Source organism: Paraflavitalea sp. (assembly GCF_059502485.1).
The window spans coordinates 2,306,948-2,332,512 of record NZ_JCACET010000010.1; the positions used below are offsets into that span (position 1 = coordinate 2,306,948).

Annotated in this window: 17 protein-coding genes; 9 read left to right on the plus strand and 8 right to left on the minus strand. The window is 41.6% G+C overall.

The window, feature by feature from the left end:
- Nucleotides 1-162 precede the first annotated feature (162 nt).
- The 6 genes from AC5JBY_RS26425 to AC5JBY_RS26450 all read right to left on the minus strand — a co-directional run bounded on the left by AC5JBY_RS26425 (nucleotide 163) and on the right by AC5JBY_RS26450 (nucleotide 12,730).
- Complete coding sequence (locus AC5JBY_RS26425; protein WP_495907675.1) at nucleotides 163-2,844, minus strand: ABC transporter permease; 2,682 nt, start codon at nucleotides 2,842-2,844, stop codon at nucleotides 163-165.
- A gap of 229 nt (nucleotides 2,845-3,073) precedes the next feature.
- A complete protein-coding gene (locus tag AC5JBY_RS26430) occupies nucleotides 3,074-4,465 on the minus strand; it encodes a ComEC/Rec2 family competence protein (RefSeq protein ID WP_495907676.1) in 1,392 nt (463 codons plus the stop codon).
- Nucleotides 4,466-4,474: 9 nt separating this feature from the next.
- Nucleotides 4,475-5,692 (minus strand): hypothetical protein, encoded by a 1,218-nt coding sequence (locus AC5JBY_RS26435; protein WP_495907677.1) that lies wholly within the window; start codon nucleotides 5,690-5,692, stop codon nucleotides 4,475-4,477.
- Nucleotides 5,693-5,698: 6 nt separating this feature from the next.
- Nucleotides 5,699-9,412, minus strand: a complete 3,714-nt coding sequence (locus AC5JBY_RS26440) for an ATP-binding protein (RefSeq protein WP_495907678.1) — start codon at nucleotides 9,410-9,412, stop codon at nucleotides 5,699-5,701.
- Between the two features lie 570 nt (nucleotides 9,413-9,982).
- A complete protein-coding gene (locus AC5JBY_RS26445; RefSeq protein WP_495907679.1) occupies nucleotides 9,983-11,269 on the minus strand; it encodes a DUF4861 domain-containing protein in 1,287 nt (428 codons plus the stop codon).
- Nucleotides 11,270-11,329: 60 nt separating this feature from the next.
- Nucleotides 11,330-12,730: a sugar porter family MFS transporter gene (locus AC5JBY_RS26450; RefSeq protein WP_495907680.1), complete on the minus strand. Its 1,401-nt coding sequence runs from the start codon at nucleotides 12,728-12,730 to the stop codon at nucleotides 11,330-11,332.
- A 429-nt stretch (nucleotides 12,731-13,159) separates the two neighbouring features.
- On the opposite strand from AC5JBY_RS26450, the gene AC5JBY_RS26455 reads away from it, so the two are divergent.
- The 5 genes from AC5JBY_RS26455 (at nucleotide 13,160) to AC5JBY_RS26475 (ending at nucleotide 20,250) form a co-directional block, all read left to right on the plus strand.
- Complete coding sequence (locus AC5JBY_RS26455) at nucleotides 13,160-13,792, plus strand: RNA polymerase sigma factor (protein ID WP_495907681.1); 633 nt, start codon at nucleotides 13,160-13,162, stop codon at nucleotides 13,790-13,792.
- 105 nt (nucleotides 13,793-13,897) lie between these two features.
- Complete coding sequence (locus AC5JBY_RS26460) at nucleotides 13,898-15,127, plus strand: FecR family protein (RefSeq protein WP_495907682.1); 1,230 nt, start codon at nucleotides 13,898-13,900, stop codon at nucleotides 15,125-15,127.
- Nucleotides 15,128-15,396: 269 nt separating this feature from the next.
- Entirely contained in the window at nucleotides 15,397-18,504 is a 3,108-nt protein-coding gene (locus AC5JBY_RS26465) for a SusC/RagA family TonB-linked outer membrane protein (RefSeq protein WP_495907683.1), read from the plus strand.
- Between the two features lie 76 nt (nucleotides 18,505-18,580).
- Complete coding sequence (locus tag AC5JBY_RS26470) at nucleotides 18,581-18,862, plus strand: hypothetical protein (RefSeq protein WP_495907684.1); 282 nt, start codon at nucleotides 18,581-18,583, stop codon at nucleotides 18,860-18,862.
- A 5-nt stretch (nucleotides 18,863-18,867) separates the two neighbouring features.
- A complete protein-coding gene (locus tag AC5JBY_RS26475) occupies nucleotides 18,868-20,250 on the plus strand; it encodes a RagB/SusD family nutrient uptake outer membrane protein (RefSeq protein WP_495907685.1) in 1,383 nt (460 codons plus the stop codon).
- Between the two features lie 382 nt (nucleotides 20,251-20,632).
- On the opposite strand, the gene AC5JBY_RS26480 is transcribed toward AC5JBY_RS26475, so the two are convergent.
- Both AC5JBY_RS26480 and AC5JBY_RS26485 read right to left on the minus strand, forming a co-directional pair.
- Nucleotides 20,633-20,920 carry a hypothetical protein gene (locus tag AC5JBY_RS26480; RefSeq protein WP_495907686.1) on the minus strand — a complete coding sequence of 96 codons (288 nt, stop codon included), beginning with the start codon at nucleotides 20,918-20,920 and terminating at the stop codon, nucleotides 20,633-20,635.
- A gap of 109 nt (nucleotides 20,921-21,029) precedes the next feature.
- Nucleotides 21,030-21,458 carry a MauE/DoxX family redox-associated membrane protein gene (locus tag AC5JBY_RS26485; protein WP_495907687.1) on the minus strand — a complete coding sequence of 143 codons (429 nt, stop codon included), beginning with the start codon at nucleotides 21,456-21,458 and terminating at the stop codon, nucleotides 21,030-21,032.
- 560 nt (nucleotides 21,459-22,018) lie between these two features.
- On the opposite strand from AC5JBY_RS26485, the gene AC5JBY_RS26490 reads away from it, so the two are divergent.
- The 4 genes from AC5JBY_RS26490 to AC5JBY_RS26505 are packed head-to-tail and all read left to right on the plus strand — an operon-like array spanning nucleotide 22,019 to nucleotide 25,483.
- Entirely contained in the window at nucleotides 22,019-22,564 is a 546-nt protein-coding gene (locus tag AC5JBY_RS26490) for an SET domain-containing protein (RefSeq protein ID WP_495907688.1), read from the plus strand.
- A gap of 36 nt (nucleotides 22,565-22,600) precedes the next feature.
- The gene (locus tag AC5JBY_RS26495; RefSeq protein ID WP_495907689.1) at nucleotides 22,601-22,831 is read left to right on the plus strand and encodes a hypothetical protein; all 231 of its coding nucleotides are present in this window, start codon (nucleotides 22,601-22,603) and stop codon (nucleotides 22,829-22,831) included.
- 14 nt (nucleotides 22,832-22,845) lie between these two features.
- Complete coding sequence (locus tag AC5JBY_RS26500) at nucleotides 22,846-23,493, plus strand: YdcF family protein (protein ID WP_495907690.1); 648 nt, start codon at nucleotides 22,846-22,848, stop codon at nucleotides 23,491-23,493.
- A gap of 52 nt (nucleotides 23,494-23,545) precedes the next feature.
- Nucleotides 23,546-25,483, plus strand: a complete 1,938-nt coding sequence (locus tag AC5JBY_RS26505; protein ID WP_495907691.1) for a gamma-glutamyltransferase family protein — start codon at nucleotides 23,546-23,548, stop codon at nucleotides 25,481-25,483.
- Nucleotides 25,484-25,565: the final 82 nt, after the last annotated feature.

Below are 25,565 nucleotides of genomic sequence, written 5' to 3' on the forward strand. Positions count from 1 at the left end.
CTTTAGGCTTTTATATGTATAATGATCATCATTTAAAAAAATGTGCCAGCCCGTTCCCCCGCTCTATCCCGCACGACTTGTTCTCAAGACAGCCACCGGCTACCCTGGTCCGGGTAGCCAACACATCATTTTGCATTAAAATGAAATTAATGATAATAATTGTTATTCATTGCGTAAAGCCTTTATCGGGTTGGCGAGGGCCGCTTTCAGGGCCTGGTAACTCACCGTCAGTACCGCTATTAATATCGATACCAGACCGGTAATGCCGAATACCCACCAGCCGATCTCGATGCGATAGGCGAAGTGCTGCAACCAGCTGTGCATCATCCACCAGGCGATGGGTGAAGCAACGAGGAATGCTATGAAGACAAGTTTCAGGAAGCCGCCTGATAATAAAGTAACGAGGGCCGATACTGATGCGCCGAGTACTTTGCGCACGCCTACTTCTTTGGTCCTGCTTTCGGCCATATAGGTGGCGAGGGCAAATAAGCCAAGGCAGGAGATGAGGATGGTGAGCCCTGCGAAAATAGCCGCCAGCGTACCTGTATATTTCGTACCGCTGAATTTATCAGTATGGGCTTTGGCTGTCATGTACAGATCGCAAGGATAACCGGGATTGAACTTTTTAAATATCTGTTCTACTGTTTGCAGGCTGGCTTTGGACTCATCTTTCAGCCGGAAGCTGATGGCGCCAAACCAATCTTTATCGGGGCCCTGCAATACGATTGGCCATACAGGCTCAAAGGGTGAGCCGGGTATGAAGTCGCTGACAACGCCTACTACATGCCAGCTTGTTTTTTCATCTTTTATGATCTGCCCCACGGGCTGGCTCAATTTCATTTTCTTTACGGCAGATTCTGTGAGCAGCATTGCTGTTGAATCGGTGGGGTATTCTGCGGTATTGATATCACGGCCTGCAATCACTTTTAAGCCCATGGTCCGGGTGAAATCATTATCGGCCAGGAACTGCAAAAAGCCCAGGTTTTCGTCGGGTGCTTTGCCTTCCCAGCTATATCGGTTTGAATTGCTCCAGATATCTGTAATGGGGCAATTGGTGCGGGTGACGGCTGTGGCCACGCCGCTGTTGAGTAATTCATTTTTGATCAGCTGATAATTCCTGCTCATATCGCCTTTCACATATACGAATGCCAACTTATCCATATTGACGCCTACATCCCGGTGTTGTACATGTAGTATCTGCCGGTAAATGATGAGGGTGCAAATGATGAAAACGATGGCAAACCCAAACTGTACTACTACGAGTACTTTACGAGGCGTTACCAATGCATGTACTGCTTTGAAGGTGCCTTTCAATACTTTCACTGCTCTGAATGCCGAGAGATAAAAGGCCGGATAGCTACCTGCCAACAGGCCGGTGAATATGATAAAGGCTACTCCTGACAACCAGAAAGCTATTTGGCTGTAAGGAATGACGAGCTCCACACCGGTCAGTTTGTTGAACCACCCAAGGACCGATTGTGCAATGATGAGGCCCAACACGCCGGCTGCGGAAGCTATGATCACGGACTCGGTAATAAACTGGGTGATCAATGCTCCTCTTCCTGCTCCTGCTACTTTGCGGATGCCTACTTCTTTGGCTCGTTTTTCGCTGCGGGCTGTACTGAGGTTCATGTAGTTGATGCAGGCGATGAGCAATATAAATGCGGCTATGATGCCTAATAATCGTACTACTTCGATATTTCCTCCTACGATCTTTCCATTCTCAAAGCGGCTCCACAATTCCCATTTACGCATTGGGTGAAGAAATAGTTCTATTGCTTCTTTGGGCGCGTTTTTTTTAACGAGGTTTACGATTAGTTTGTTGGCGGCTTCTTCTGTTACGCCGGGTTTCAGCATCACATAGGTTGTAATGGAGCTGGAGCCCCAATCGGTGTTATTCCACCCTACTTCTTTCGTATAGCTCCATGGTACAAGGTAATCGAAATTGAAGCGTGTATTTTGCGGCAGGTCTTTTAAAACGCCTGTTACTGTAAAGTTGACGTTGCTATCGATCCTGATCACTTTACCCAGCGCTTCTTCTTCACCAAAAAGTTTGTTAGCTGTTTTTTGTGTGATGACTATGGTGTGGGGGCTGTTCAATGCAGTGCCGGGATTGCCTTTGAGCAAGGGAAAGTCAAATACGTTTAGAAAGGCTGAGTCTGTAAGGAATCCCTGTAGCTGTAATTGTTTATCGCCATATTTCAATACGAAGGCTCCTACCCAGTTGGTGCGTACAACTTCTTCTATCTGTGAATAGCCTGCTTTCAGCGCCGGGCCTACGGGGTGTGAAGTGACGCCCCAAACATCTGTTTTACCATCGTATTTGGCCCGGTTGTATAGCTGGTAGATACGGTCTCTTTTAGCATGGAATGCATCGAAGGTGTATATGTTCTGTATCCATAGTAAAAGCAGGACGGCTCCGGCCATACCTACTGCCAGACCTACGATGTTGATGAAGGAGAATGTTTTGTTGCGTAATAAAGTGCGGAAGGATGTTTTTAAGTAATTGTTGAGCATATCCCTGCTATTGGACAGGGTGCTGGCGAGACGGGCTGTTCTGTTGGGTCTTTTTTTCCAGGTAACCCTGCTGGCGATGTGTGGGGTTGAGCGAAAGGCGCCTGATGGCTTATCGGCCATCTTTTGTTTGAGGCGTTCGAATGCATCTTCCACGCCTTCGTTGTCTGATGCTTTTTGCTGGGACCACATATTGAGCATCATTTCCACCGTATATGTCATGTCCGGATACTTGTATAGGAGCTGTTCCAGCTCTTTACGTTCTGCATCGGTGGCTTCGCCCGCGAGTTTGCGAGCGACCAACGCCCATATACGATCTTGTTCCTGCATGGCTAACTTATGTGGTGTCTGTATCCATTGGTATGCCAATATACTATATTTTTGACAACCAGTGTTTTAGGATCTCATTAAAGTCTCTTTAATTGTCCGGTTCCGGTACAGGGTGTTCGTTTTGCCGGACGGAAATCAGGCAATCTGTGTTCATTTTACTGAATTAACAGACGTAGGACAGCTACCCAATGTTACAGAAAGAACAATAAATTAATGGAAAAAAGAAGTATTAAGTGGCGGTGTTTTCAAGGGAGCTTATCCCACAATAATGCGTACGCATATCGTTTCCGAAGACGCAATTTTCATATTTCCCAATTCTATCGGATACGCCTTTATGTACTTTAATATCCTGATTGTTACCATTTGCCGGGAATTCGAAAATAAAAGCAAGCAGGTTTTTTTCTTGGAGTTTTCCTTTAAGTCCCTCTGGAGCTTCTTGATCCAACGCTGTCAACAGGTCTTCATCGATGATATCACAACCATGGTATTGAAACCAATCGTCGAGGTCGATCTTTGACGAAATTTGGTGGGTAATTTGGCACTCCATACATAAATTAGTACGGTAGATATTATGATTGACACACTTTAATTTACAGCATCCAGTCAGATCAAAAAAGAATTCATCATGAGGGTGATTATGTCTACGCCCGGCAGATATTCCTACAAGAATATCCCCTTTGGGAGCTCCATATAATTTCTCCCAAATTATCTGCGAAGTAGACCCCTTTGCCCCGTGATGACTCACTTTTAAAAAGTCAGGATTGAAAAGGTCAATATCTTGTTCATCAAACCTTTGAGGAATATCATACAATGACGCTTCCAATGTCTCCCTAGTCGCATCCCCCCCGAAAATCAGGTTATAATTACCATAGTGGATACCCAAAATAGCAGAAACAGAATTCTTGTTAAGTTTGCTTTCGAAATTACTGTCAATTTTTTCATCAAGCGGATTTATAAGACTTTGAATTTTTTCAAAAAGCTGGTTTATTAATGAGGTGACACCAGAATTGTTAATCTCATTCGTAATTCTTGAAATTGGGCCAAGGCTATACGCGTTAAAAATACGCTGACTTCCATACTTCTGTATTTTTGCAAAGTCAGTGAAATAATATTCTCCACGCTTATAATGGTTTCTCCAATACTCCTTAAATTTATTTATTTTATTCAGGCATGTTATATACTTTGATATCCTAGCACGAATCTCTCTTTTAGTATCTCCAGTTGTTGCTTCAATGATCTTTTTCTTTAATTTAACGATCTCTTGCTGATATATAGTAATACTATCGGCATGCCCCCCAAATAACCACAGGTTTTCTAACACCACATAGGCAGATTCTTTTATTATAAACTGGAATAGCTTGTCAATTTCCTTTACGTGATCTATATCTGCATGGGAGATACATAAAAAGGAAATAACTACTTTTTCCGGTGCTGTCTTTTTCTTTTCCTTGGCTACAAGGTATTTCAAATAGGTAAGGGCAGGGGGCTCCTGCAATAAGAGATTAGCATGTGTATAAAAGGAATCAATAATACCTAAGGAGCCGTCCGGAAATTCTAACATGATGTGATCTCCTGCCCCTACGTTAAATAAGTAAACTTTTAAACTATTCTGCTGGATCATACAAACAATTTAAAGTGGCTCAATATGGCTTAAAATGGTTCCTTCAAATTTGGAAACACAATAACTAAATGGTTCTTCCTTAAACCTAATACCCTCATCTGTTAGTCTTTTGTATCGAAAAGCTTTTTTCAGATACCTGTTCGAATTAATTCTGCTAACAAGGTCTACATAAGCTATTCCTGACTCAACATCATAATAATCTATATTTCCATCAAAATAATCAACAATTTCATAGCCAGTAGATATATGAACAGCGGATAATTTCTTTTTTATAGCCGATTCATTTTCTAACTCCTGCGACATTATATCAATCATTTCACACTGTGTTTCTCTTAGTATCAGGGGATCAGTTTTATCTATTAGTTTTGTCAAGTTGTGGAAATCTATTGACTGTTGATCGTTTTGTAATAAATGAAAGGCTATGCTTTGCGAATAAGATACTCTAAAAAATAGGTTTATAAAATTATTTTCAAAGTCTACGTCTCTGATACATTCCTTTTGTTCTCTTAATAAAATAGGATCAGTATAATTCCAAAAGATAGCTGGCAACTTGTTGGTTCGATTGATGCGATCATCCAACTCACTATAACAGGATGCAGCAAAAGTGTTAATATTTTGCTCAGACCACGGTTTCAGACAGGCAATTTCTTTATTATCATCATCTGCAATATCTGTTGTCCATAAATACCTATTGCTTTTATTAACAAATCGCCCCGGTCTTTTATCTTTATTGATGACAGATTTATAATGATGTATTCTTTTAGAAGTTGGGTACTTTTTGAAATCATCGAGGGTTACCGGGGGTTCTATATCAATTATATCATTCATAACCTCGAGTATTTCAGTTTCAAACTTCCGTATTAAATCTCTCTCCCCTGATTTTTCAATTACTGTGTAATCAATTTTATTTCCATCGTTGGCTATCTTTATCTTATCCAGAGCAGTATATAAAAAAAGACACGATTTTATATTTTTAAAATTCTTCGTTTTCTGAAGGAGATCACATAATTTCTTTCCATTTTCAATACCATCATGTTCACCATAATCATTCCAAATAGACAGATCATTATCCACGATAGCAGTATCAAAATCGTAAGACAAAAGCTTTGAACGAAGATCACTGAACGATGTTGCTGTTATGATCTCAATATTTTCATCATAATTTCTGATGATCTTCTTATAATTCTGCATCATTCCCTGAAAATCTTCTACTAAAAGAACGCGCATTTTTAGCTATTTTATAGGTAAATAAATAGAAAAGTTAGTAAAGGAGCTTTTATTCTTATTATAGGTTGAGTTAAAATCGATCCGGCCCCCGTGCCTTTCAATTACTCTCCTACAAACGGGCAACCCCATTCCCGTTCCATGTTGTTTGGTTGTATAAGCAGGTAGGAATATTTTAGGTTTATCCTCATCCTTAATTCCAATTCCGTTATTTTGTATTTCTATAACACGATACTGCCTGGTACTATCAAATTCTGTTATTTTAATCCATATTGTAGATGCAAAAGCTTCTACAGCGTTCTTGACAATATTTAAAACTACATGTACGAATTGAACCTTATCACAATCAAGTGTTAAAGCATCACTGAATGTATCCATTTTTAGGGCTACCGGCTTTCTTCTGTGCTGGAAAATAAAAATCTTTCGAAGATCTGAAAAGAGTTCTTCGGCGTAATGACTCTCAACTTTAAAATTGTTAAAGTCCAAATAGCTTCGATAAAGTAGATAGTCAGTCTGAAATCCAAAAATGGATTCACCTAAATCTGTAAGACTATCATAAACATTATCATCCTGCATCACCGTCGTCTTCTCAAGTTCCTGCTTGAGGAAATCATATTTATAAGATATATCAGTATATAAATTCTTTACATTGTGAATCATACCAATGGCAGCTTCGCTCAATGCCATTTGAAATGTTTCCGTTGTTTCCCTACTCAGCAGCAAACGTTCTTCTTCAACCGTATTTGAAATTTTAATTACTCTGCCAACCAAGTTAGCAAGTAGCTTTATCCAAGCTTGGTTTTCAGAATCTTTTTTATTATCTGTTGACCTAAATTGTTGTCTTTCCTCGCGAAAATTAAAAAACATTACGCCAAGTGGCTTTCCTTCAAACTCAACCCTAACAGCAGCCAGAGATTTTATTTTTTCTCTTTGCCAAAAATCTTGTTCAAAAACTCCCCATCCTTTCCATTCAGCTTGCTTTTGGCGGTAAGCAATATATTGTTCGTCATTTTCTATCCATTGCGAACCGTTTTCTATGATCGAATAAGAGAAATCGTTTCCAGTAATTTCTACTGAGTCAAGCCGGTCCAACAGCTTTTTATCCCGTAAATTCCCTTGAGGCTTAATCGATTTAATGAATTTTCGTTGCTCGGGGTCGAAGGTAAACAAGAGCAGGATATCCGCTCCGGATATTCTTTTTATCGGTTCTGTAAAATCTCGCAATATTTCATCTTTGTGCCTTGCATAATTCTCCGAGGTTAATTTATCGAAAAAACTATATAGCTCGAAGAAATTAAGGCTAAGAATAAGTTTCGTACTGATCTGACCAAAAAATATCTTATCCTCCGGAAATAAATGCTCCACTTTCACTTTAGAAAAAAGGGTTATAAACCTTGATATTCCCTTGTTTCTCCCCACTGGAACATAAATGAGCGTTTGAAAATTGGAGGCGGCGTATTGCTCCAGTTTATTCAGGCTTGGATTCTTGGTATCCTGCAAAAAAACATTTTGGGGTCCACCCAACTTAAATATATTACGTTCAAAATCACTTAAAATAGCAAGGCTTTTATTAGCCTCCAGTGATTTATCTGTTGTAAAGGCTATCCTATAAATGTTATTATTCTCTTCATTCCCTTCCCATAAGGTCAAATAATTACAGGCATAATACTTACGAATCCTTTCAAAAGTAGACTCATAAATTTTTTGTCTGTCGTACATGCTATAAGGAATCACTAAACTACTGGTAGCATTCGATATTTTCAACCTCATAAAAACTTCTGTTGCGCGTTCAATGATCTTAGCAACATAATTCTTCTTTAATTCATTAAAATAATCTTTATCGGAAGCGCATAAACTCACTACCCCAAGCACTGTACCCAAGTATACGATAGGTACAGAAAGCTGAGACTTTACGTTAGGAAAATCAGCTATATAGTATGGATCTATTGATACATTATTTGCAAAATAAGGAGCTTTCAAATCGGCTACATGCCTGAATATACCTTTTTTAGGATTAGTCAATTTATCATTGTTAAGCCTGATCTTCTTTACCGCATTAGCCCTAGCTTCTCCGTAAATAAGTTCACCCTCCAGCTCAAATTGTTCATCATCCAGGGAAAGGAAAGAAACATCGCCATAAGTCACTTTTAAATCCTCTGCACATTTGAATAGTACACGTTGCATAAATCCTATGTGATTGACCCCTTTCCCCAATTCCTCAATATCCTTATCAATTATATTCGACTCTTCCGCTTCTCTATTCCTAAGATAATTCTTGGCAAGATTGAACAGATAGATAAAGAGCTCATTTGTTTTGTTAGTTAATAACGAAGCGGAATAATGTTGTGAATCTATGCTGTAGCCAACCTCTACGATTCCGATTATCTCCGTTTTATCAACTATGTCCTGCTGATCAGCATTTTGTTCACTTAATCTGTCACGATTAGATATAGGTATAAACATTCTATCGACTCTATCATGACCATAAACATAATAAACATCCTTTCTGAGAATAGATAAAGGATCTTCGATATCGATTTCTTCTCCATTTACTATGTTTCCTTTAACATAAAATATATCATCCTTTTTAACTGTCTGAGCCATAATATCTTGGTGATTAAGTGAAAAACCACCCTTTTTCACCCAATTTTTAATACCACGGATTTGTGATGATCTGCACATAGAATCACCGTCCTTATGAAAAATAAATTCCTGAAATTTGTCTACTTCTGAAAAAATAGCATAATCGAAATTAAATATCTCTGAATATAACAAGTGATGAAGCATCATGGAGATGACTTTCTCATTTTTATCTAACCCGTAAATTTGTTCTATCAGCTTATGAAGTCGCTGTGTTTTCTTTGAATGGCTTTCGAGATGATAAAAGTTTTTCACCATTTCGGCCTCGTTATGTTTCAACTTTTCGTTTACCGTAATAAGTTCAGCTGCAGCATAGCTGGCCATTTTAGCTGAAAAATTATACAATCCAAAAAGTATAAGACATTTACTGACCAATGAAAGGCCAAATCCTATCCACTCTATCCACATTTCGACATTTTCAACATTCAATACTAGTGGTAAAAACAATCCCGATAACTGAAGCGCTGCCCATATGATAAAGCCTATAAACACGTAATAATTTCGCTTTACTTTTTTGGGAGGATTTATCCGTTCCAATGTAAAACTTTTTAATAACCAGACGCTGGTAAATAAATAGCCCAAAAAATTAAAACAATATAAAAAATAATTAGAGTTACCATGATTGTTCCAGTTTGTATATACCACTACGAAAGCTGCCAGCATGATAATAAGCATACGCACTAATAACAATTTATCCCATCGTAAAAGAACAGGCATTTTATTAGGGGATATTGCAGATGTAACTGATGTTATGTTTATTGAACCTAAAACAAAACATGAAATAGTCAATACATCTAGGAGAAGAATTAACGGAGAAGAGACTCTATCATTAAGATGAAACCTATCAACATCTGGAAGATAACTCCCTATTTTGGCAAGCAAGTAAAGGAAATTGAAAGCAAACCCTAAAGCAATCAGGCTAAGAGAATAATACTTTACTGCATCACCAGGTATATTTAGCGATTTATTTCGCCTTATAGGGATGACATTACCTATCCTTGATCTTCCGGAAAACAAAATGAGAAACAATACAACGGATAGCTGCATTGCCTGCACAATAATAATATGCACGTCCTTTATCATATGGCGCCAGATGTGTTTATTTAGGTATACTAAATTCCGGAGGTAGCTTTGTATGTATCGGAATGGTTGGGTAAAGTACTAAGATATAAATAAATCGACAACGGGGAAAAAACCCTTTTTAAGAAGCAACGATATCTCTTTATATTGAAATACAAGCGTTTAGTATTAAACGGTATGTTCATCCGATTTATCTTTTATCAAATTATTCATAAAAAGAACCAGTATTAGGCATTAAAAAGGCTGGCAGCTAACATACAGTGTCAACCGCCAGCCTTTTACTAAGTATATTTTTCAGTTTATTTGCCCGTTAGTATATAAATCTTGCCAACCTACCATTACCTATCGGCAAGGCATTTTCCCAAATGGCGCCGGAAGAGTTGTCATACCACAACTTAATACTGCTGCGTCTTCCCGCTGCTGCGAGTGGGATGCTGCAGATAATAAGTTGGTAGTTGCAGAGAATAATTGCTGGCGCTGGCCATCATGAGTTTTGAGTTATTAATAGTAGATAGACCTTCTTCGTTCAAGCAAAGCAGCTTTGCCGTGGGTCAGCATGATCTACCTAAAAAGCTATTTCCATGTTATGGTAACCGGTGCAGTGCGTTGTATTTCCTTTGTGAGGAACTGACGGAACGTTGCTTCGCTGGCAAACTGCGGATCGCTGGGTTGCCAGCCGGCATAAAAACGATAGGTGACCGCATCGTTGCTGGTATTCAGTGCTACTGCATAGGTGTTCTGTATATCTGTATTGGCATTGGGGGTAGTGATAAAGCTACTGAATGCTTTTTTTGACACTACGATAGCCATTCCCAGGTTGTCTTTGTTTTCGCTCTGCGCATCATAGGTATATAATGCTGTATAATCTGCTGTATCTATTGTTTTAGATTCGTGGCTGTGCAGGTTTACAATACCTGTAACTAATTTAGAGCCGGCAGGGGTTCCTCCGAGGTATACGTTACTTTCATAGAAATACTGTCCACCCCAGATGCTGATCTCTTCTGCTACTGTAATTACCTGTGTTGTGTCCAGTGCTTTCCAGGCAGGGTATTGCAAACGGAAGATAGCTCGTACAGGACCGTCGGCTACTTTTTGGTATACGATGCTCCCCATGTTTACTCCTCCCAGCCGCACCAGTGTATCTTTACCTGCTGCGTCTTTCATCTGCAAGGCCAATGAACCTGCGCCTAATGACTTTCCTACTTTCAGGATGTCCATGCCCCAATCAGCGAGTGCATGATAGTTTTTGCTGGTATCTGCTCCTACTTCATCCAATACCATACGGGCAGTGGTTTTGCCCCAGATATCTTTTCCGTTGCGCACGTCGAAATAAAGACGGAATCCTACTTTATCATTTTCCCAGGCTGGCCCTTCTGTTAAGAAAGGGGGCAAGGGTTGCTTGCTGAAGTCGGTGGCTGGCTGACCGGCTGGTACTGTGTCGCTTTGCAGATCGTTGCCAAAGGTATTGTCGGCATTCTTGCGCATGTGGCGAACGTGTGCCAACACTGCGGCTTTTATCGTGGCGGGTGCATCTGATACTTCTATATCCAGTGTCTTTTTTTCGCCTGCCTGTAATGGCAGCAGGAAAGCGATCTCATCCCAGACGCCATCTCCATCACGATCGTCATGCTGTACTACCAGCGGGCGGCCACTCTCTTTGAGTATAATGTATTTGCCGGGCGTGAGGCTATCTACTTTTTTCTCCAGCTCGCCACGTTTCAACACGACCAGTTCACCGGGCCTATCAATGCCTGTATTTTCTATTAGCAGCTGGGATGCTTTTTTATCGCTGCAAGCTGTAGCAACTATGGTTATGATCATCATCCATACTGACAGCTTTTTAAAAGAAGAAGAATGCATATTGAATATTTTAGTGCTTACTTTTTTGTGGCACAATTTAAATGCTTTGTGCTATTATCATTATTTCACCAGTCTTTTTTCGAGCTCTTCCAATGACACGCCTTTCGTTTCCGGTACTTTGGTAAGCACCCAAATTAGTTGCAGCACCATCATAAAGGCGAAGAATGCGAAGATGGGCCAGGGGTCTTCACCAAAAACTCCTTTTTCTTTATCCAGGAAAACGGGGACTATCAGCGCAATAACAGCCGCGAAAACCCAATGTACGCTGGCTCCAAAGGATTGCCCCATGTCACGTACCTTATTGGGAAATATTTCTGCAATGAATACCCATATCACAGCTCCCTGCCCTACTGCATGGGATGCTATAAATAATAAGAGGAAAGTCATTAGAAATCCGGGGCCTGCGTTGGTATAGAAGGACCAGGCCACCATTGAAAGGCTAATGATATAGCCGATAGAACCGACGATCAATAAGGTTTTTCTTCCCACCCGGTCGATCAGGTACAACCCTACAAAAGTGAAAATAAGATTGGTGCCTCCGATGGCAATGGAGTTCAACAGCGACTCTTTGGCAGCGAGCCCTGCTCTTTCCAATATTTCCGGTGCATAATATAAAATGAAGTTGATGCCTGACCATTGGTTGAAGAAGGCAACCATGAATGCCAACCAAAGTATGGTCTTATACCTGGCATTGAAAAAGCCCGTATTGCTACCGACAGTCGCTGTGCCCTGAAGACTTTGCTTAACGGAATTGACTACTTCATCTATATTGGAGAATCCCAGTTTTAATAATATTTTCCTGGCTCCCGCTTCATCATTTCTGTTGGCCAATAGCCATCGTGGGCTTTCGGGTATGCTTACTACCATTATAGTATATATTAGTGAAGGCAGGGCCATTATGCCCAGCATCCAACGCCAGTCGTTGGCGCCTCCCACTCCTTTCAGGAAGTAGTTGGATAGAAAGGCTATGAAGATCCCGAATACGATATTGAATTGGTACATGGCTACTAACCGACCCCGGGTGGCAGGGGTCGATATTTCAGAAATATAAGTTGGGGCAGCAACGGAAGATACACCAATGCCCAAGCCGCCGATAAACCGGAAGAAAGAGAATGTGTAAGGATCCTGCGCCAAGGCGGAACCTACAGCTGATACTGTGAAAAGTATTCCGATCCAGAGTAGCACTTTTTTCCTGCCGTAGCGCTTTGTTGGTGCTCCGCTAAACAGGGCGCCTACTACAGTGCCCCATAAGGCCATGGACATGATAAAGATGCCGTGGAACCAGGTGGAAGTGTGCCATAGTTCTTTGATGGGGAGGTTGGCCCCTGAAATAACCACGGTATCGAACCCAAAGATGAAACCCGCGAGGGAGGCGATGAGGGAAATGCCCAAAAGGTTACCCGAAGAGGGGCCGGCTGTGTGTTGCCCTGGCAGAGCAGTCGTGTTGGTTGGCGCTTGCATGTTAAGTTAATTTACCCAGTGATGGGGGTTTTAGTGGATAGAAGCGAAGATATCTTTTTAGTTGATCTACATCAAAATCCGACCAATCACATTAATTTAGTTAATCGCTCATCCGGGAATGATCGTAAATGATGTGACCGGGAGCATTTGCAGTGATTATACGGGCTTGGGTTTAGCTTTTATTTTGTAAACTTGCACCTGCAGTTGAATCTGTATAAATAAGGCATGTACAGCCATATTGCGGTTCCGGCAAGCTACTATCATTAGCATTCTCTCCCCTTAAAGTGAATGGTGTTGCCGGGGTTTGATTTTTGTGCTCATTCTTCCCAGGAAAGGTTAAGCCTTATCTAATCGACCTTGCCATATTGGTGGGGAGGTAATTTTATTTTTATTCATTAATCAATAAAAGCCATCAACCGCAATATCCCGATGACCCCGATTTTCCAGGATACAGCATGGATTGCAGCCTTCCGGGAAGGGAAAGCGGGCACGTTTGAGCAGGTGTTTAAAGAATATCACCGGTCAATGTGTTATTTGGCAGAGAAGTATCTTCTTGATAAAGAGGAGGCGGAGGATGTGGTTGCGGACGCTTTTACCAAGTTGTGGCATGGGCGGATGCAGTTCAGCGATGCGGGTCATATTAAAGGCTTCCTGATCACGAGCATCCGGAACGCCTGTCTGAACCTCTTAAAGCAAAAGCAGCGCAGGTCTGCCTCTAATAATGAGTTGGCTTATCTTTTAGTAGACAAAGAGGATGATTTCTTCCGTAAACTGGTAGAAACCGAATTGTTGAAGAAGCTATATCCTTTCATTGAACAATTGCCCAAACAGTGCCGGGCAGTCTTCGAGCAGGTGTATTTTGAAGGTTCGAGTATCGAAGAAACGGCCACCAAGCTGGGCATTTCGACCCGGAATGTGCGCAGCCAAAAAAGCAGGGCCGAACAGCTACTAAGGGACAAAATCCTTCTTATTTCATTCATTTACTGCCTTATGAGCATGCAGAATAATGCTCATATTGATAGTAACCTACCCTCCATCCCCGAGGAGAAAAAAGAAAAGTAAAAAAATCTGAAAATTCTTTTTGTCAAAAGTCTGTGCTCGTTGTTCATTTAACAGGAACCGCCGAGTGACTGGATCAAAACTCAATTTATTTCTACCTTATTACTTATGGAAAAAGTCGAAAAAATAGTAGGTCTAATTAATAAGTATCGGGAAGAGGTATTGAGTCAAGATGAGCAAGGTGAGTTAGATACCTGGTTGGCCGAATCGACTGAAAACCGCTCTTTGTTTGAGGAATTGACAGACAAAACGTCTTTAACTGATAAGTTGAAGTCTTATTCAGCGATAAACAGTGAGGCGATATGGCTGAAAACATTACAACAGATTGAGCCTGATACCAAGGTAAAACCTTTGTACCCAGCTCAACGGACGTGGTGGAAGTATCCAGCTGTTGCTGCCGCGGTAGTAGGTATATCAGTAGCCGGCTGGCTGTATTTTAAGCCAACAGCTAATCAGCCTGTTGCCGAGACTACAGTAGACACCAAAAATGCTATTGCGGAGATTGTTCCCGGGAGTACTAAGGCGATACTGAAGTTGAGCGATGGCAAAGAGATCAAACTTGATAATGTTAATCATCAGGAAAAGATCCAGCAAGGCGCCATTACCATATTGAATAACAATGGACGGTTATTATATAATAGTGAGAATGCAGCGAATGGTCAGGATCCAATAGTTGGATCAACAGCTCTTTACAATACTGTAACTACCCCGATGGGTGGCCAGTACCAGGTTATACTTCCTGATGGCAGTATAGTTTGGCTCAATGCGGCTTCATCATTGCGTTTTCCTATAGCCTTCGCCGGTGGTGAAAGAAACGTTTCACTAACCGGTGAGGCTTTTTTTCAGGTTTCTCCAATGGCCAACAAGCCTTTTAAGGTGGCTATAGAGACTCCAGAAGGAAATGAAGGGAATGTGGAAGTGCTGGGAACGCAATTTAATATACATGCTTATACAGAGGACGGAGGGGTTAAAACCACTCTCCAGGAAGGCTCTGTAAAGCTTACGACCAAGACTTCCAACCAGCGGGTTTTAAAACCGAGCCAGGAAGCAACAGTAGATAAGAGTGGAAAGATAATCGGTGTGAAGAAAGTAGATATGGCCGGGAATTTGGCCTGGAAGAACGGGGAATTTAATCTTGAACAAGATGTGAAGTCCCTGATGCAGGACATCGGCCGGTGGTACAATGTGAAGATCGAGTATGCTGGCAAGGTACCAACTGCGTCATTAAATGGTCAAATACCTCGCGATCGTCCGGTTAAAGAGGTGTTAGACATACTAAAAAAGTACGGAATAGAAGTTCAGCTGAATGAAAAGGAGCGGAAGATAGTAGTTATATAGGCTGTAATCCAGTATTAGTCAAAGAGTTAATCAAAGGGTCACTTTAAAATAATTAGGAAAACAGATTTCCCATTAATCATTAGACCAATCCACCTGTGCTGCATGATGTATAAAACATGCAGCAATCTTTTTGAACTGCGAACCAAGAGTTATATTTGCTCATGGTTCGCAGTTCTTCTTTTATATCCCTGTGAAAAACCTTTGCCTGGCTAAACAGGGATGTATGTTTCCTAAGCGGGGAGACAGGTAACCATAACAACTGGGCATAAGTGAAAAGAACCATCTACTTACTGGTAGCCATTACTTGCTTGCTGATGAGCCTCCCCGGATTAGCTCAACGGGTTACTATTTCCCAAAAGAACGCCCCTCTTCGAACTATTTTTACGAGTATCAAAGAACAAACAGGCATTTCTGTCATCTATGAAACGCCACTTCTCAGAAATGCAACCAGGGTAACACTTCAGATCAATGATCTTCCCTTACAAGATGCACTGAAGCTGATCTTTGAACATCAGCCCATCCGGTATGAATACACGCCTGGCAGCAAAGTCATTTTATTATTTCCTGCACCACTGACTTCTATACAATCACCCACCCAACCGACGACACCAACTGGAAAAATAAATATCAAAGGGAGGGTTACGACATTGGCTGGCGAGCCTGTGGCGAGTGCGACGGTCTATTCTCAGATAAGTAAGCAGGTGATCACCACTGATGCAAATGGGAACTTTTCGTTGAATGATGTATTCAGTAATGAGCAGCTTATCGTAAGCTATGTTAGTTACGAAACCGGTATCATTGACATCAATGGCAATAAAGAACTACAAATTACCCTGCAGCCACAGGTTAAGGAATTGTCGGAGGTGGTGGTTTCTACCGGGTATCAAAAACAGTCAATAGAGAAGCTGACGGGTTCGTTCAGTAAAGTGAATCAAGAATTGTTGAATCGGCGCGTGTCTACTACTATAATTGACCGGCTGGATGGGGTGACAAGTAGTTTCTTATTCAACAAAAATGTAGTTCCCGGTGGTCCCACAAATCAATCCAGTCTTAGTGTACGTGGCCGTAGTACAATTTATGCCAATCCGGAACCTCTTATTATTTTAGATAATTTTCCTTACACAGGAGATGTAAATAATATTAACCCAAATGATGTAGAAAGCATAACCGTGCTGAGAGATGCAGCCGCAGCTTCCATTTGGGGAGCTTATGCTGCAAATGGAGTCATTGTTATTACAACAAAAACTGGCAAATATAACCAAGCCATCAAACTATCCTTGAATACTAATATTACAATAGGTAATAAGCCTGATTTATATTACCAGCCCATTCTAAACTCCAGTGATTATATTGATGTAGAGCGATTTCTGTTCAATAATGATCATTATATTAATAAAGAAAATGACCCTCGACAGTTGGCATTGTCACCTGCCGTAGAAATCATGATCCTGGAGCGCGATGGTAAGTTATCTTCTACACAAGCAGCTTCATTATTAAATACCTTGCGTCAACAGGATAAACGCATAGACGAGGAAAAATACTTTTACCGAAAAAGTATAAATCAGCAATACTCTATCAGTGCCAGTGGTGGTGGTATTCATAACCAATATTACTTTTCTGCCGGGTATGACAAGAACTTGGCTACCCAGGTGGGGAACCAATACGATCGAGTTACTCTTAATGCTAATAATACATATAGTTGGTTGAATCGGAAATTAGAACTTACTACTGGCATTATCTTTTCTTCAAGCCAAATCAAGCAGGCACCTACACTCCTGCTCGCTTATCCTTATGCCAATTTGGTAGATGTCAACGGACAGGCACTTCCTATAAATTATGGTATGAGGAAACCTTATATCGATACTGCAGGTGGTGGTCAAATGTTGGATTGGAATTACAGGCCACTGGATGAATTACGGTTAGCCGATAATAAAACCACCCTTACTGATTATCGTATAAATGCCGGGTTAAAGTATACTATTTTGCAAGGACTTACCGCCAATATTCTTTACCAATACAACAAGGGGTTTTCAGAACAACGGAATCTGCAGGGATTGGGAACTTATATCACCCGAGACCTTATTAATCAGTTTACTCAAATCAGTGGAGATACACTCATCACTCCGGTGCCCTATGGGGCCATTTTAGATAAAATTAATTTAAACTACCAGGCTCACAATGTACGAACGCAAATAGATTATAATCATACGTGGAACTCTAATCACAGTATTAATATTTTTACCGGTGCTGAATTAAGAAGCTTTACCAACCAGATTACCAGCAGTCGCCTGTATGGATATGACCCAGACCGACAAACCAGTATGCCGGTTGATTACATAAAGACATTTCCCTTGTATCATGACCCTTCATCACTACGAAGGATTCCTAATAATGACAATAATCGGCGAAAGATTGATCGCTATATTTCTTATTTCGTCAATGCTGCCTATACAATTGGGCAACGTTATACTATCTCTGCCAGCGCACGTAAAGATGAGTCGAATATCTTTGGTGTAAAAACAAATCAAAAGGGAGTACCGCTTTGGAGTACAGGAATTAGTTGGGAAATCAGCAAAGAAAAATTCTATCATGAGAGCAACTGGCTTCCCTATTTGCGACTACGTCTTACTCATGGTTATAATGGCAATGTGGACAGAAATGTATCAGCCTTTACCACTGCTAGTATTTTTGGGCAGAATAATTACGGTGCTTTACCAGGTAGCATCATAAATCCACCTAATCCAGCTTTGCGTTGGGAAAAAGTTCGGATGACCAATCTTGGTGTTGACTTTACCAGTCTAAATAATACTGTTAATGGTAGCCTTGAATACTATCAACGGTATGCCGAAGACCTTATCGGCTTTAGTCCGCTTGACCCTACAACCGGCAATCCCATTTTCCGGGGCAATACAGCCAATATGAAAGGCCAAGGAGTTGATATCACGATCAATACTCAAAATATCAATCAAAAAAATATTAAATGGGTAAGCACTGTCCTCTTCAGCTTTACTAAGGATGAAGTAACTGCTTATAAAGTGCAACCAAGTACTATCAATTCCTACCTCAATCCCGACTTGTTCAATCCGTTAGAGGAAAAGCCTCTGTACTCTGTATACAGTTTGCAATGGATGGGACTTGACCCACTTACAGGTGATCCACAAGGAATATTGAACAACGAAGTAAGTAAAGACTATAGAGCTATACTCAACGCAACAGACATTAGTGACCTGTTATATATTGGCCCGGCCAATCCTGTTTTCTTCGGCAGCTTACGTAATACAGTCTCATGGAAACAACTCCAGTTGTCTTTTAATATTATCTGGAAAGCAGGGTATTTACTTCAGAAGGCCGTCTATCAGCTATTATGGATTATTTAATGGCTCTAAAGGGCATAGCGACTTTACCAAGCGATGGCAAAAGCCAGGAGATGAGGCCAATACAAATGTTCCATCCATGCAATATCCTGCGACCGAATTGAGAGATAACTTTTACAAATTCTCCAGTGCGCTGGTGGAAAAAGGTGATCATATGCGCTTACAAGACATCCGATTAAGTTATAACTACAGTAAACAGGCACTTAATCGTCTGTCCATTCAATCTTTACAGTTTTACGTATATGTAAATAACGTAGGCATAGTATGGAAAGCTAATAAACAAGGTATCGATCCAGACAATATCGATGGAATACCTACACCACTCACCATTGCAGGCGGCATTAAAATTGACTTTAAATAATGAACATGGCACAAAAAATATGTTTCTTGTTCCTTGTTGCTGCTATAGTCGGTATATTAAGCTGCAATAAAAAAGAGTTTCTGGAAACTATCCCAGATTCGGATTTATTCATTCCTACCACTCTGGATGATTTCCAGGCGCTGCTTGACAATGATATAGTCATGAATGAAACTCCCGTATTGGGGGAGATATCTGCCGATAACTTCTACACTCCTATTTCCTACTGGCAAGGACTTGGTCTCAAAGAAAAGAACACTTATATATGGCAAGCCGAAACATTCGAAGGCTTAGGAGGAAATATTCCGGATTGGAATACGCCTTATAAACAAGTTTTCTATGCCAACGTAATACTCGATGGTCTTGACAAACTACCCATTACTGCCAGTAATGCCAACAGGTGGAAAGCCATTAAAGGTGCGGCTCTTTTTGCGAGAGCACATGCATTCTACCAAATAGCACAACTTTTTTCGCCAGTGTATAACAGTAATGTTATTAACGAAAATAGTGGCATTCCCTTGCGACTTACTCCAGGAGTTGATGAAAAGTCTGTTCGTTCTTCTTTGCAAGAAACTTATAACAAGATCATTACAGATTTGATTACAGCAAGTGCTTTACTACCTGCTGGAATACCAGTTAACAATCGAAATCGATCGTCTCAACCAGCCGCGTTCGCGTTACTTGCCAGGGCATATCTAAGCATGGATAAATATTCGGATGCAAAAAAATATTCAGATAGTTGCCTACAATTACACAATGTATTGATCAAATATGACACTGTAAGTTACCAAGCTTTAGTTCCTTTTACTAAATTCAATCCGGAAACGATTTACCAAAGCCAGTTTATTACCGGTAATTTATTACGGGGCCTTTCGATTTCTAACTGCATAATAGATTCTACCCTCTATAAAAGTTATGAAGCAAACGATCTAAGAAGTACTATTTTTTTCCGTACACATCCTACCTCTGGCAACCTAAATCCTAAAGGTAGTTATACCGGTACAAACCAATTGTTCACCGGCATAGCCACTGATGAGGTATATCTTATACGAGCAGAATGTGAGGCTCGTCTTGGAAATACTCAAGCCGCTATGAACGATCTCAATAAACTATTAGCCACACGCTGGAAAGCCAATACATTTATTCCATTGTCTGCCCCAAATGCAGACTCAGCTTTAAAAATCATCTTGATAGAAAGAAGGAAGGAGTTGCCTTTTCGAGGCTTGCGATGGACAGACTTGCGCCGTTTCAACAAAGCAGGTGCTAATATTACATTGATTCGTAAGTTGGGAAACCAAACTTATGAACTTAAGCCTAATGATCTCCGCTATACTTTACTAATACCACCTGATGTAATCGCGCTTAGTGGAATACAACAGAATCCTCGATAATTTTTAAACATTTACTAAAGTCTCCTTCAATAAGACTCTCGTATAACGGGATAACCAGGCTTTCATTATTCTTATTTAGCATACCCCAATAAAAAGGTCCCGCCGAAGCGGGACCGCACTAATCAAATACCATTAACCATTAAACCTTATCCTATGAAAACATAAATCTAAAACATTTTTCTGATAAGGTGAAAATTTGCAGACCAACATTTTGACTAACAACTGTTTAGAAGACTTATTAATCATTGATTAACATTCCTTTAGTTGCTAAACCGTTTTTTTCAAGGAATGCGAGAATTAGCACCAAAAAATTGTTGTTGATCGCTTTAATTAAGACTTAAGAGTTTTACAAAAAGATGAGGAGTAATTGTTATATAAACACTTATTTTCCAGCCCTACGACCAGTCCAGTCGTTGTAAACTCCCGACCGACAAGGCCAGTATACGTTTGGTTGTGTTTCAGGATTAGGCTTGTAATAAGTACAGGTACTTGATATTTCTTCATCGCAGTCAAAGTCCAGTCCGAATTCACCTGCAGGAAAATAAATGCCACTCACTTTGTGATACTGTGTAGTGTGTTCGCATTGAAAGCAACTCGGCTTAGTTGCAAAAGCACTGGCAAGGGCGGCGACGGCAGCCAATGCCATGATTGAAAATCTCCTTTTCTTCATAAATGGGTTTTAAGATAGATAGATAAATAAAAAATGCCTACTCTTTTATATAGGTTTTCGGCTTCTCCTGAATGTGTCTTTCCACTTTCAGGAGCTACTGATTCTTTGTTTATGAAATGCTCGGGTTCGCCTCTCTTTTTTTGAGTAGGATTCCAGCAGTTGCCACCCCAACGAAGAAAAGGTTGAACACTAAATGCTGGCCCCAGGTTAGATTTTCGATTACGCCACCGCAAGCGCATGGCCTTCTGCCAAACACATTGATCAATACAAGAAATGTATAGACAGTAAATAATAGCATAAGGATAAGTGAAGCGCGGAAGCCAATAAGTTGCGTGCGCCCAAACATTAGTAACAATGAAATAATGATCTCTGTGGCGGGGAGTGTCCAAACTATTACAGGCGTCAGCCAGTTTGGAAAGGGCTGATTGTTCATCTGTCCGACAAACGTGTTGAAAGCAAGCCACTTGCTCACGCTCGTATACACAAAAAGGAGGATCAACAAGGATGATAGGATCTCAATTACGATCTTACGTTTCATATTGATTAGAAAAATAGATAACAATGCCAGTCCATAGGACATAACCCGTCCAGGATAAAAGACATATCAGCAGCAAATCAGTTTACGTGATTCTAACAATCGTTACGTCGGAAAGGTAAAATGGTGGGAAAAAGTGCACTAATGACAATGGAATGCCTTGGAAACAAATGTAACTAAAAAGCTTCCAGATTGTATTGTTATACCAATAATCATTTAGACAATAAATGATTTATATCAATTGCAAACACCTGTTAGGGGTTATACGGTTGGGACACGAGGAGAACTATGCGCATGAATGAATAAAAGGCGAGGACGAGAGATGATTAGTAGATTATACACAAGCAGTCATCAATCAGATATGAAGATAATATCAAATATAACATCAACCAAATTTTTTATCTGTACAGGTTTTGCAGTAGCCATCCTAAAGCTTTTGCCTTACTGACCTTAAAATTATGTTTTGCTTTCGGACAAGGCTTGTTGGCTGAAACGATGTAGTAACAGCTAATAATAATTATCTTCGCCGCCTTAATTAAAGATCACCAATAAGCGATTTTAGAATGGCACTACTTGAAAAGCAATTGACGGTAAAGAAATCTACTATCCCAGATTCCGGAAAAGGGTTGTTTACCAAAAAGTTTATCCCAAAAGGTACCCGTATTGTTGAGTACAAAGGCAAGGCTTCTACCTGGAAAGATGTAGATCACAGTGGAGGCAACAATGGTTATATCTATTACGTAAGCCGCAACTTCGTGCTGGATGCGCAACACGATAAAACAGCGCTGGGACGCTATGCCAACGATGCGCGTGGTATTGGCCGCGTAAAAGGAATCAGCAATAACAGCCATTACATCACAGAGGGTAACAGGGTGTTTATTGAATCGCTCAAGGATATTCCTGCCCGTGGAGAAATTCTGGTAAGTTATGGCCCTGAGTATTGGGAAGTGATCAAGCACAATCGCAAGATCGACATAGCCAATGAAAAGGAGCGCCTGAAAAAAGAAAAGGCCGGCAAATCGGTTACCAAGAAGGCAAAAGGCAAGACCAAGAGCACAGCGCCTAAAAAGAAGCAGGCTAAAAAGACGAAAAAGGCTACCAAGCGCTAATGCTGCGTTTATCTGGTATCACCAATACCATGTATTATGGAAGATTATATCATTAATGTCGGGAAGATCGAGGAGCTGCAAATGATCAATGATGTTGACGGGTTGGACAGTATTTTCCAACGTGCCAAAAGGATCCTTGTAGGCGGTGGAATTGTAGCACTGGTCCGGCAACAGCGGTCGGGGCAGGTGGACAAATTCGATGAGTTTTCCAACCTCGAAGATTTCGAGGCCTACAAGAAAAATGTATATAAGTATTTAAACCAGTAACCGCAGGCAGTTATATGATCACTGATGAAGTTATTGCACTGGCACAACAGCTTTGGGATTATCACCATATGCAGCATGCACCGGAAAAGTCGGATTGCATTTTTGTGCTGGGCAGCCATGACCTGCGTGTGGCCAACAGGGGCGCTGAACTTTACCTGCAAGGATGGGCGCCCCTGTTGATCTTCTCCGGCGGACTGGGCAATGTGACCAAGGGCATCTGGACCGAAACTGAAGCTGATCAGTTTGCCGCCATCGCGATCAATATGGGCGTTCCTTCCGACGCTATTCTGGTAGAAAACCAATCTACCAATACCGGCGAGAACATCACTTTCACTCAAAAACTGCTCCGGGAACGCGGTCTCGATCCCCAGTCGTTTATCGTGGTTCAGAAGCCTTACATGGAGCGCAGGAGCTATGCCACCTTTAAAAAGCACTGGCCTGATAAAAAACTGCTGGTGACTTCTCCCCAAATATCCTTCACTGCCTATCCCAATGCTGAAATCCCCCTGGAAAGGGTCATTAATATCATGGTGGGCGACCTTCAACGGATTAAAATTTACCCTGAGAAAGGGTTCCAGATCTACCAGGAAATACCCTCCCCCATCTGGCAGGCTTATGAGCAGCTGGTGGCGTTAGGATTTGATAAGCATCTGGTAAAGTAAGTAAAAGCTTACCTGCTGCAATCCTTATCTTTAAGGGACCAAAATGTTTTACATGAGATCCCTTTCTGTTATCCTGCTTCTGATCGCTACTTCATTTGTTGCATTTGCACAGCCTACTCAAAAGCCGCCGCTGCACGGCAAACACTGGATGGCCATTACAGGTAAGCCGCTGGCTGCTACAGCCGGCAGTATCATTTTCCAGCGTGGAGGGAATGCTGTAGACGCGGCCTGCGCCATGCTGGCTGCCACCTGTACCATGTGGGATGTGTTGAGCTGGGGTGGAGAAACGCAGACTTTGATCTATAATCCTAAAACGAAGAAAGTAATTGGCCTGAATGCGCTTGGCGTAGCTCCAACCGGTGCTACTGCTGATTTCTTCAAAAGCAAGGGCTATAATTTCCCTCCCGAATACGGTCCGCTGGCTGCTACCACTCCCGGAACACCTGGCGGCCTTTGTTATATGCTGGCTGAATATGGCACCATGAGCCTGAAGGAAGTGCTGGCACCTGCTATGCAAATGGCGGCCGGTTATGCTATAGATGCGCAGACTGCTAACAGCATCGAGCGGGGTAAAGCGCGTATCAAAGAATGGCCGTACAGTAAGGCTGTTTTCCTGACGCATGCCGGCGCCCAAAGGGAAGCTCCTGAAGCGGGTGAAATTTTTGTGCAGGCGGACCTGCTGGCCACGCTTCAGAAAATGGTGGATGCAGAGCAGGCGGCACTTAAACAAAAGAAGAGCAGAAAGGAAGCTATCATGGCAGCCTTTGACCGCTTTTACAAGGGTGATATCGCCAAAGAGTATGTGCGTGGCAGCCAGGAACAGGGCGGCTTGCATACACTGCAAGACCTGGCCAACTGGAAACCAATATGGGAAGAACCGCTACAAACGAACTACAAAGGGATCGATGTATATAAATTGTCTCAATGGACGCAAGGGCCGATGTTGCTGCAAAGCCTGAACATACTGGAGAACTTCGACCTGAAAAGTATGGGGTATAACAGCACTCAATATATTCATACGCTGTATCAAACTATGAATCTCACATTTGCCGATCGCGATTTTTATTATGGCGATCCTTATGTAGCACCGGAAGAACCGATGAAAGGGTTATTAAGCAAAGCGTATGCAAAGGAGCGGGCTAAACTGATCAAGGCTGATAAGAATGATGCATTGGCTGGCCCCGGCGATCCTTATGTTTTTGAAGGCAAGAAGAATCCTTATGTCGAATTGCTCAAGCAAAGGGGGTATAAGCTCGATACCAGTGGTGGTCAACGCAACTTTGTTCCCTCGCATGATGTACGTACTGGTATGAATTTATACGACATGTCTCCTGATGCATTAGCCGCCAACCTGGAAAGTTCTACGGACAGTGCTTATCTCGATCGCCTATGGCGGGGCACTACCTCGGTGGAAGCAGCAGACGAAGAAGGCTGGGTGGTGTCCATCACGCCCAGCGGGGGTTGGTTACCAGCTTGTATTGCCGGCCGTACCGGCGTAGGCATGAGCCAGCGTATGCAAAGTTTTGTTTTAGATTCTGCGTTGAATCCTTTTAATGTAGTGCGCCCCGGACAGCGGCCACGGGTAACGCTCACGCCCTCACTGGCCTTGAAGGATGGTAAGCCTTTCCTGTCATTTGCCGTGCAAGGCGGGGATACGCAAGACCAAAATCTGCTTCAATGCTTCCTGAATGTTGTAGAGTTTGGCATGACCGCGCAGCAGGCTGCTGAAGCCGCCAACATCAATAGTAATCAACTTTGGCTCTCCCTGGGGGGAACAAAAATAGCAGACCGGCAGCCCAAGCCGGGTCATCTTTTATTGAACAACAGGACTCCTGAATCTGTACGTACTGCCCTAAAACAGATGGGCTATACGCTCTCTTTCGACGACCGTAGCAGCGGCCCCATCAATCTGATCTTTTTTGATTGGAAGCATGGTAGTTTATGGGGTGGCAGCAGTAATAACGGGGAAGATTATGGCATAGGCTGGTAATGTGGTAAAGGGATTTGGTACCGGGCATGTGGCTATTGGTATAACCTATTTTTTGCGTAGGTTGGGGAATACTAATTTGCGG

Coding starts and splice junctions, on each gene's coding strand:
- AC5JBY_RS26445 (WP_495907679.1), bottom strand. CDS start 11,269: ATGCATTCTTCTTCTTTTAAAAAGCTGTCAGTATGGATGATGATCATA.
- AC5JBY_RS26495 (WP_495907689.1), top strand. CDS start 22,601: ATGGAAGATTATATCATTAATGTCGGGAAGATCGAGGAGCTGCAAATG.
- AC5JBY_RS26455 (WP_495907681.1), top strand. CDS start 13,160: ATGACCCCGATTTTCCAGGATACAGCATGGATTGCAGCCTTCCGGGAA.
- AC5JBY_RS26475 (WP_495907685.1), top strand. CDS start 18,868: ATGGCACAAAAAATATGTTTCTTGTTCCTTGTTGCTGCTATAGTCGGT.
- AC5JBY_RS26480 (WP_495907686.1), bottom strand. CDS start 20,920: ATGAAGAAAAGGAGATTTTCAATCATGGCATTGGCTGCCGTCGCCGCC.
- AC5JBY_RS26430 (WP_495907676.1), bottom strand. CDS start 4,465: ATGATCCAGCAGAATAGTTTAAAAGTTTACTTATTTAACGTAGGGGCA.
- AC5JBY_RS26460 (WP_495907682.1), top strand. CDS start 13,898: ATGGAAAAAGTCGAAAAAATAGTAGGTCTAATTAATAAGTATCGGGAA.
- AC5JBY_RS26470 (WP_495907684.1), top strand. CDS start 18,581: ATGCAATATCCTGCGACCGAATTGAGAGATAACTTTTACAAATTCTCC.
- AC5JBY_RS26435 (WP_495907677.1), bottom strand. CDS start 5,692: ATGCGCGTTCTTTTAGTAGAAGATTTTCAGGGAATGATGCAGAATTAT.
- AC5JBY_RS26450 (WP_495907680.1), bottom strand. CDS start 12,730: ATGCAAGCGCCAACCAACACGACTGCTCTGCCAGGGCAACACACAGCC.
- AC5JBY_RS26490 (WP_495907688.1), top strand. CDS start 22,019: ATGGCACTACTTGAAAAGCAATTGACGGTAAAGAAATCTACTATCCCA.
- AC5JBY_RS26440 (WP_495907678.1), bottom strand. CDS start 9,412: ATGATAAAGGACGTGCATATTATTATTGTGCAGGCAATGCAGCTATCC.
- AC5JBY_RS26500 (WP_495907690.1), top strand. CDS start 22,846: ATGATCACTGATGAAGTTATTGCACTGGCACAACAGCTTTGGGATTAT.
- AC5JBY_RS26485 (WP_495907687.1), bottom strand. CDS start 21,458: ATGAAACGTAAGATCGTAATTGAGATCCTATCATCCTTGTTGATCCTC.
- AC5JBY_RS26425 (WP_495907675.1), bottom strand. CDS start 2,844: ATGCAGGAACAAGATCGTATATGGGCGTTGGTCGCTCGCAAACTCGCG.
- AC5JBY_RS26505 (WP_495907691.1), top strand. CDS start 23,546: ATGAGATCCCTTTCTGTTATCCTGCTTCTGATCGCTACTTCATTTGTT.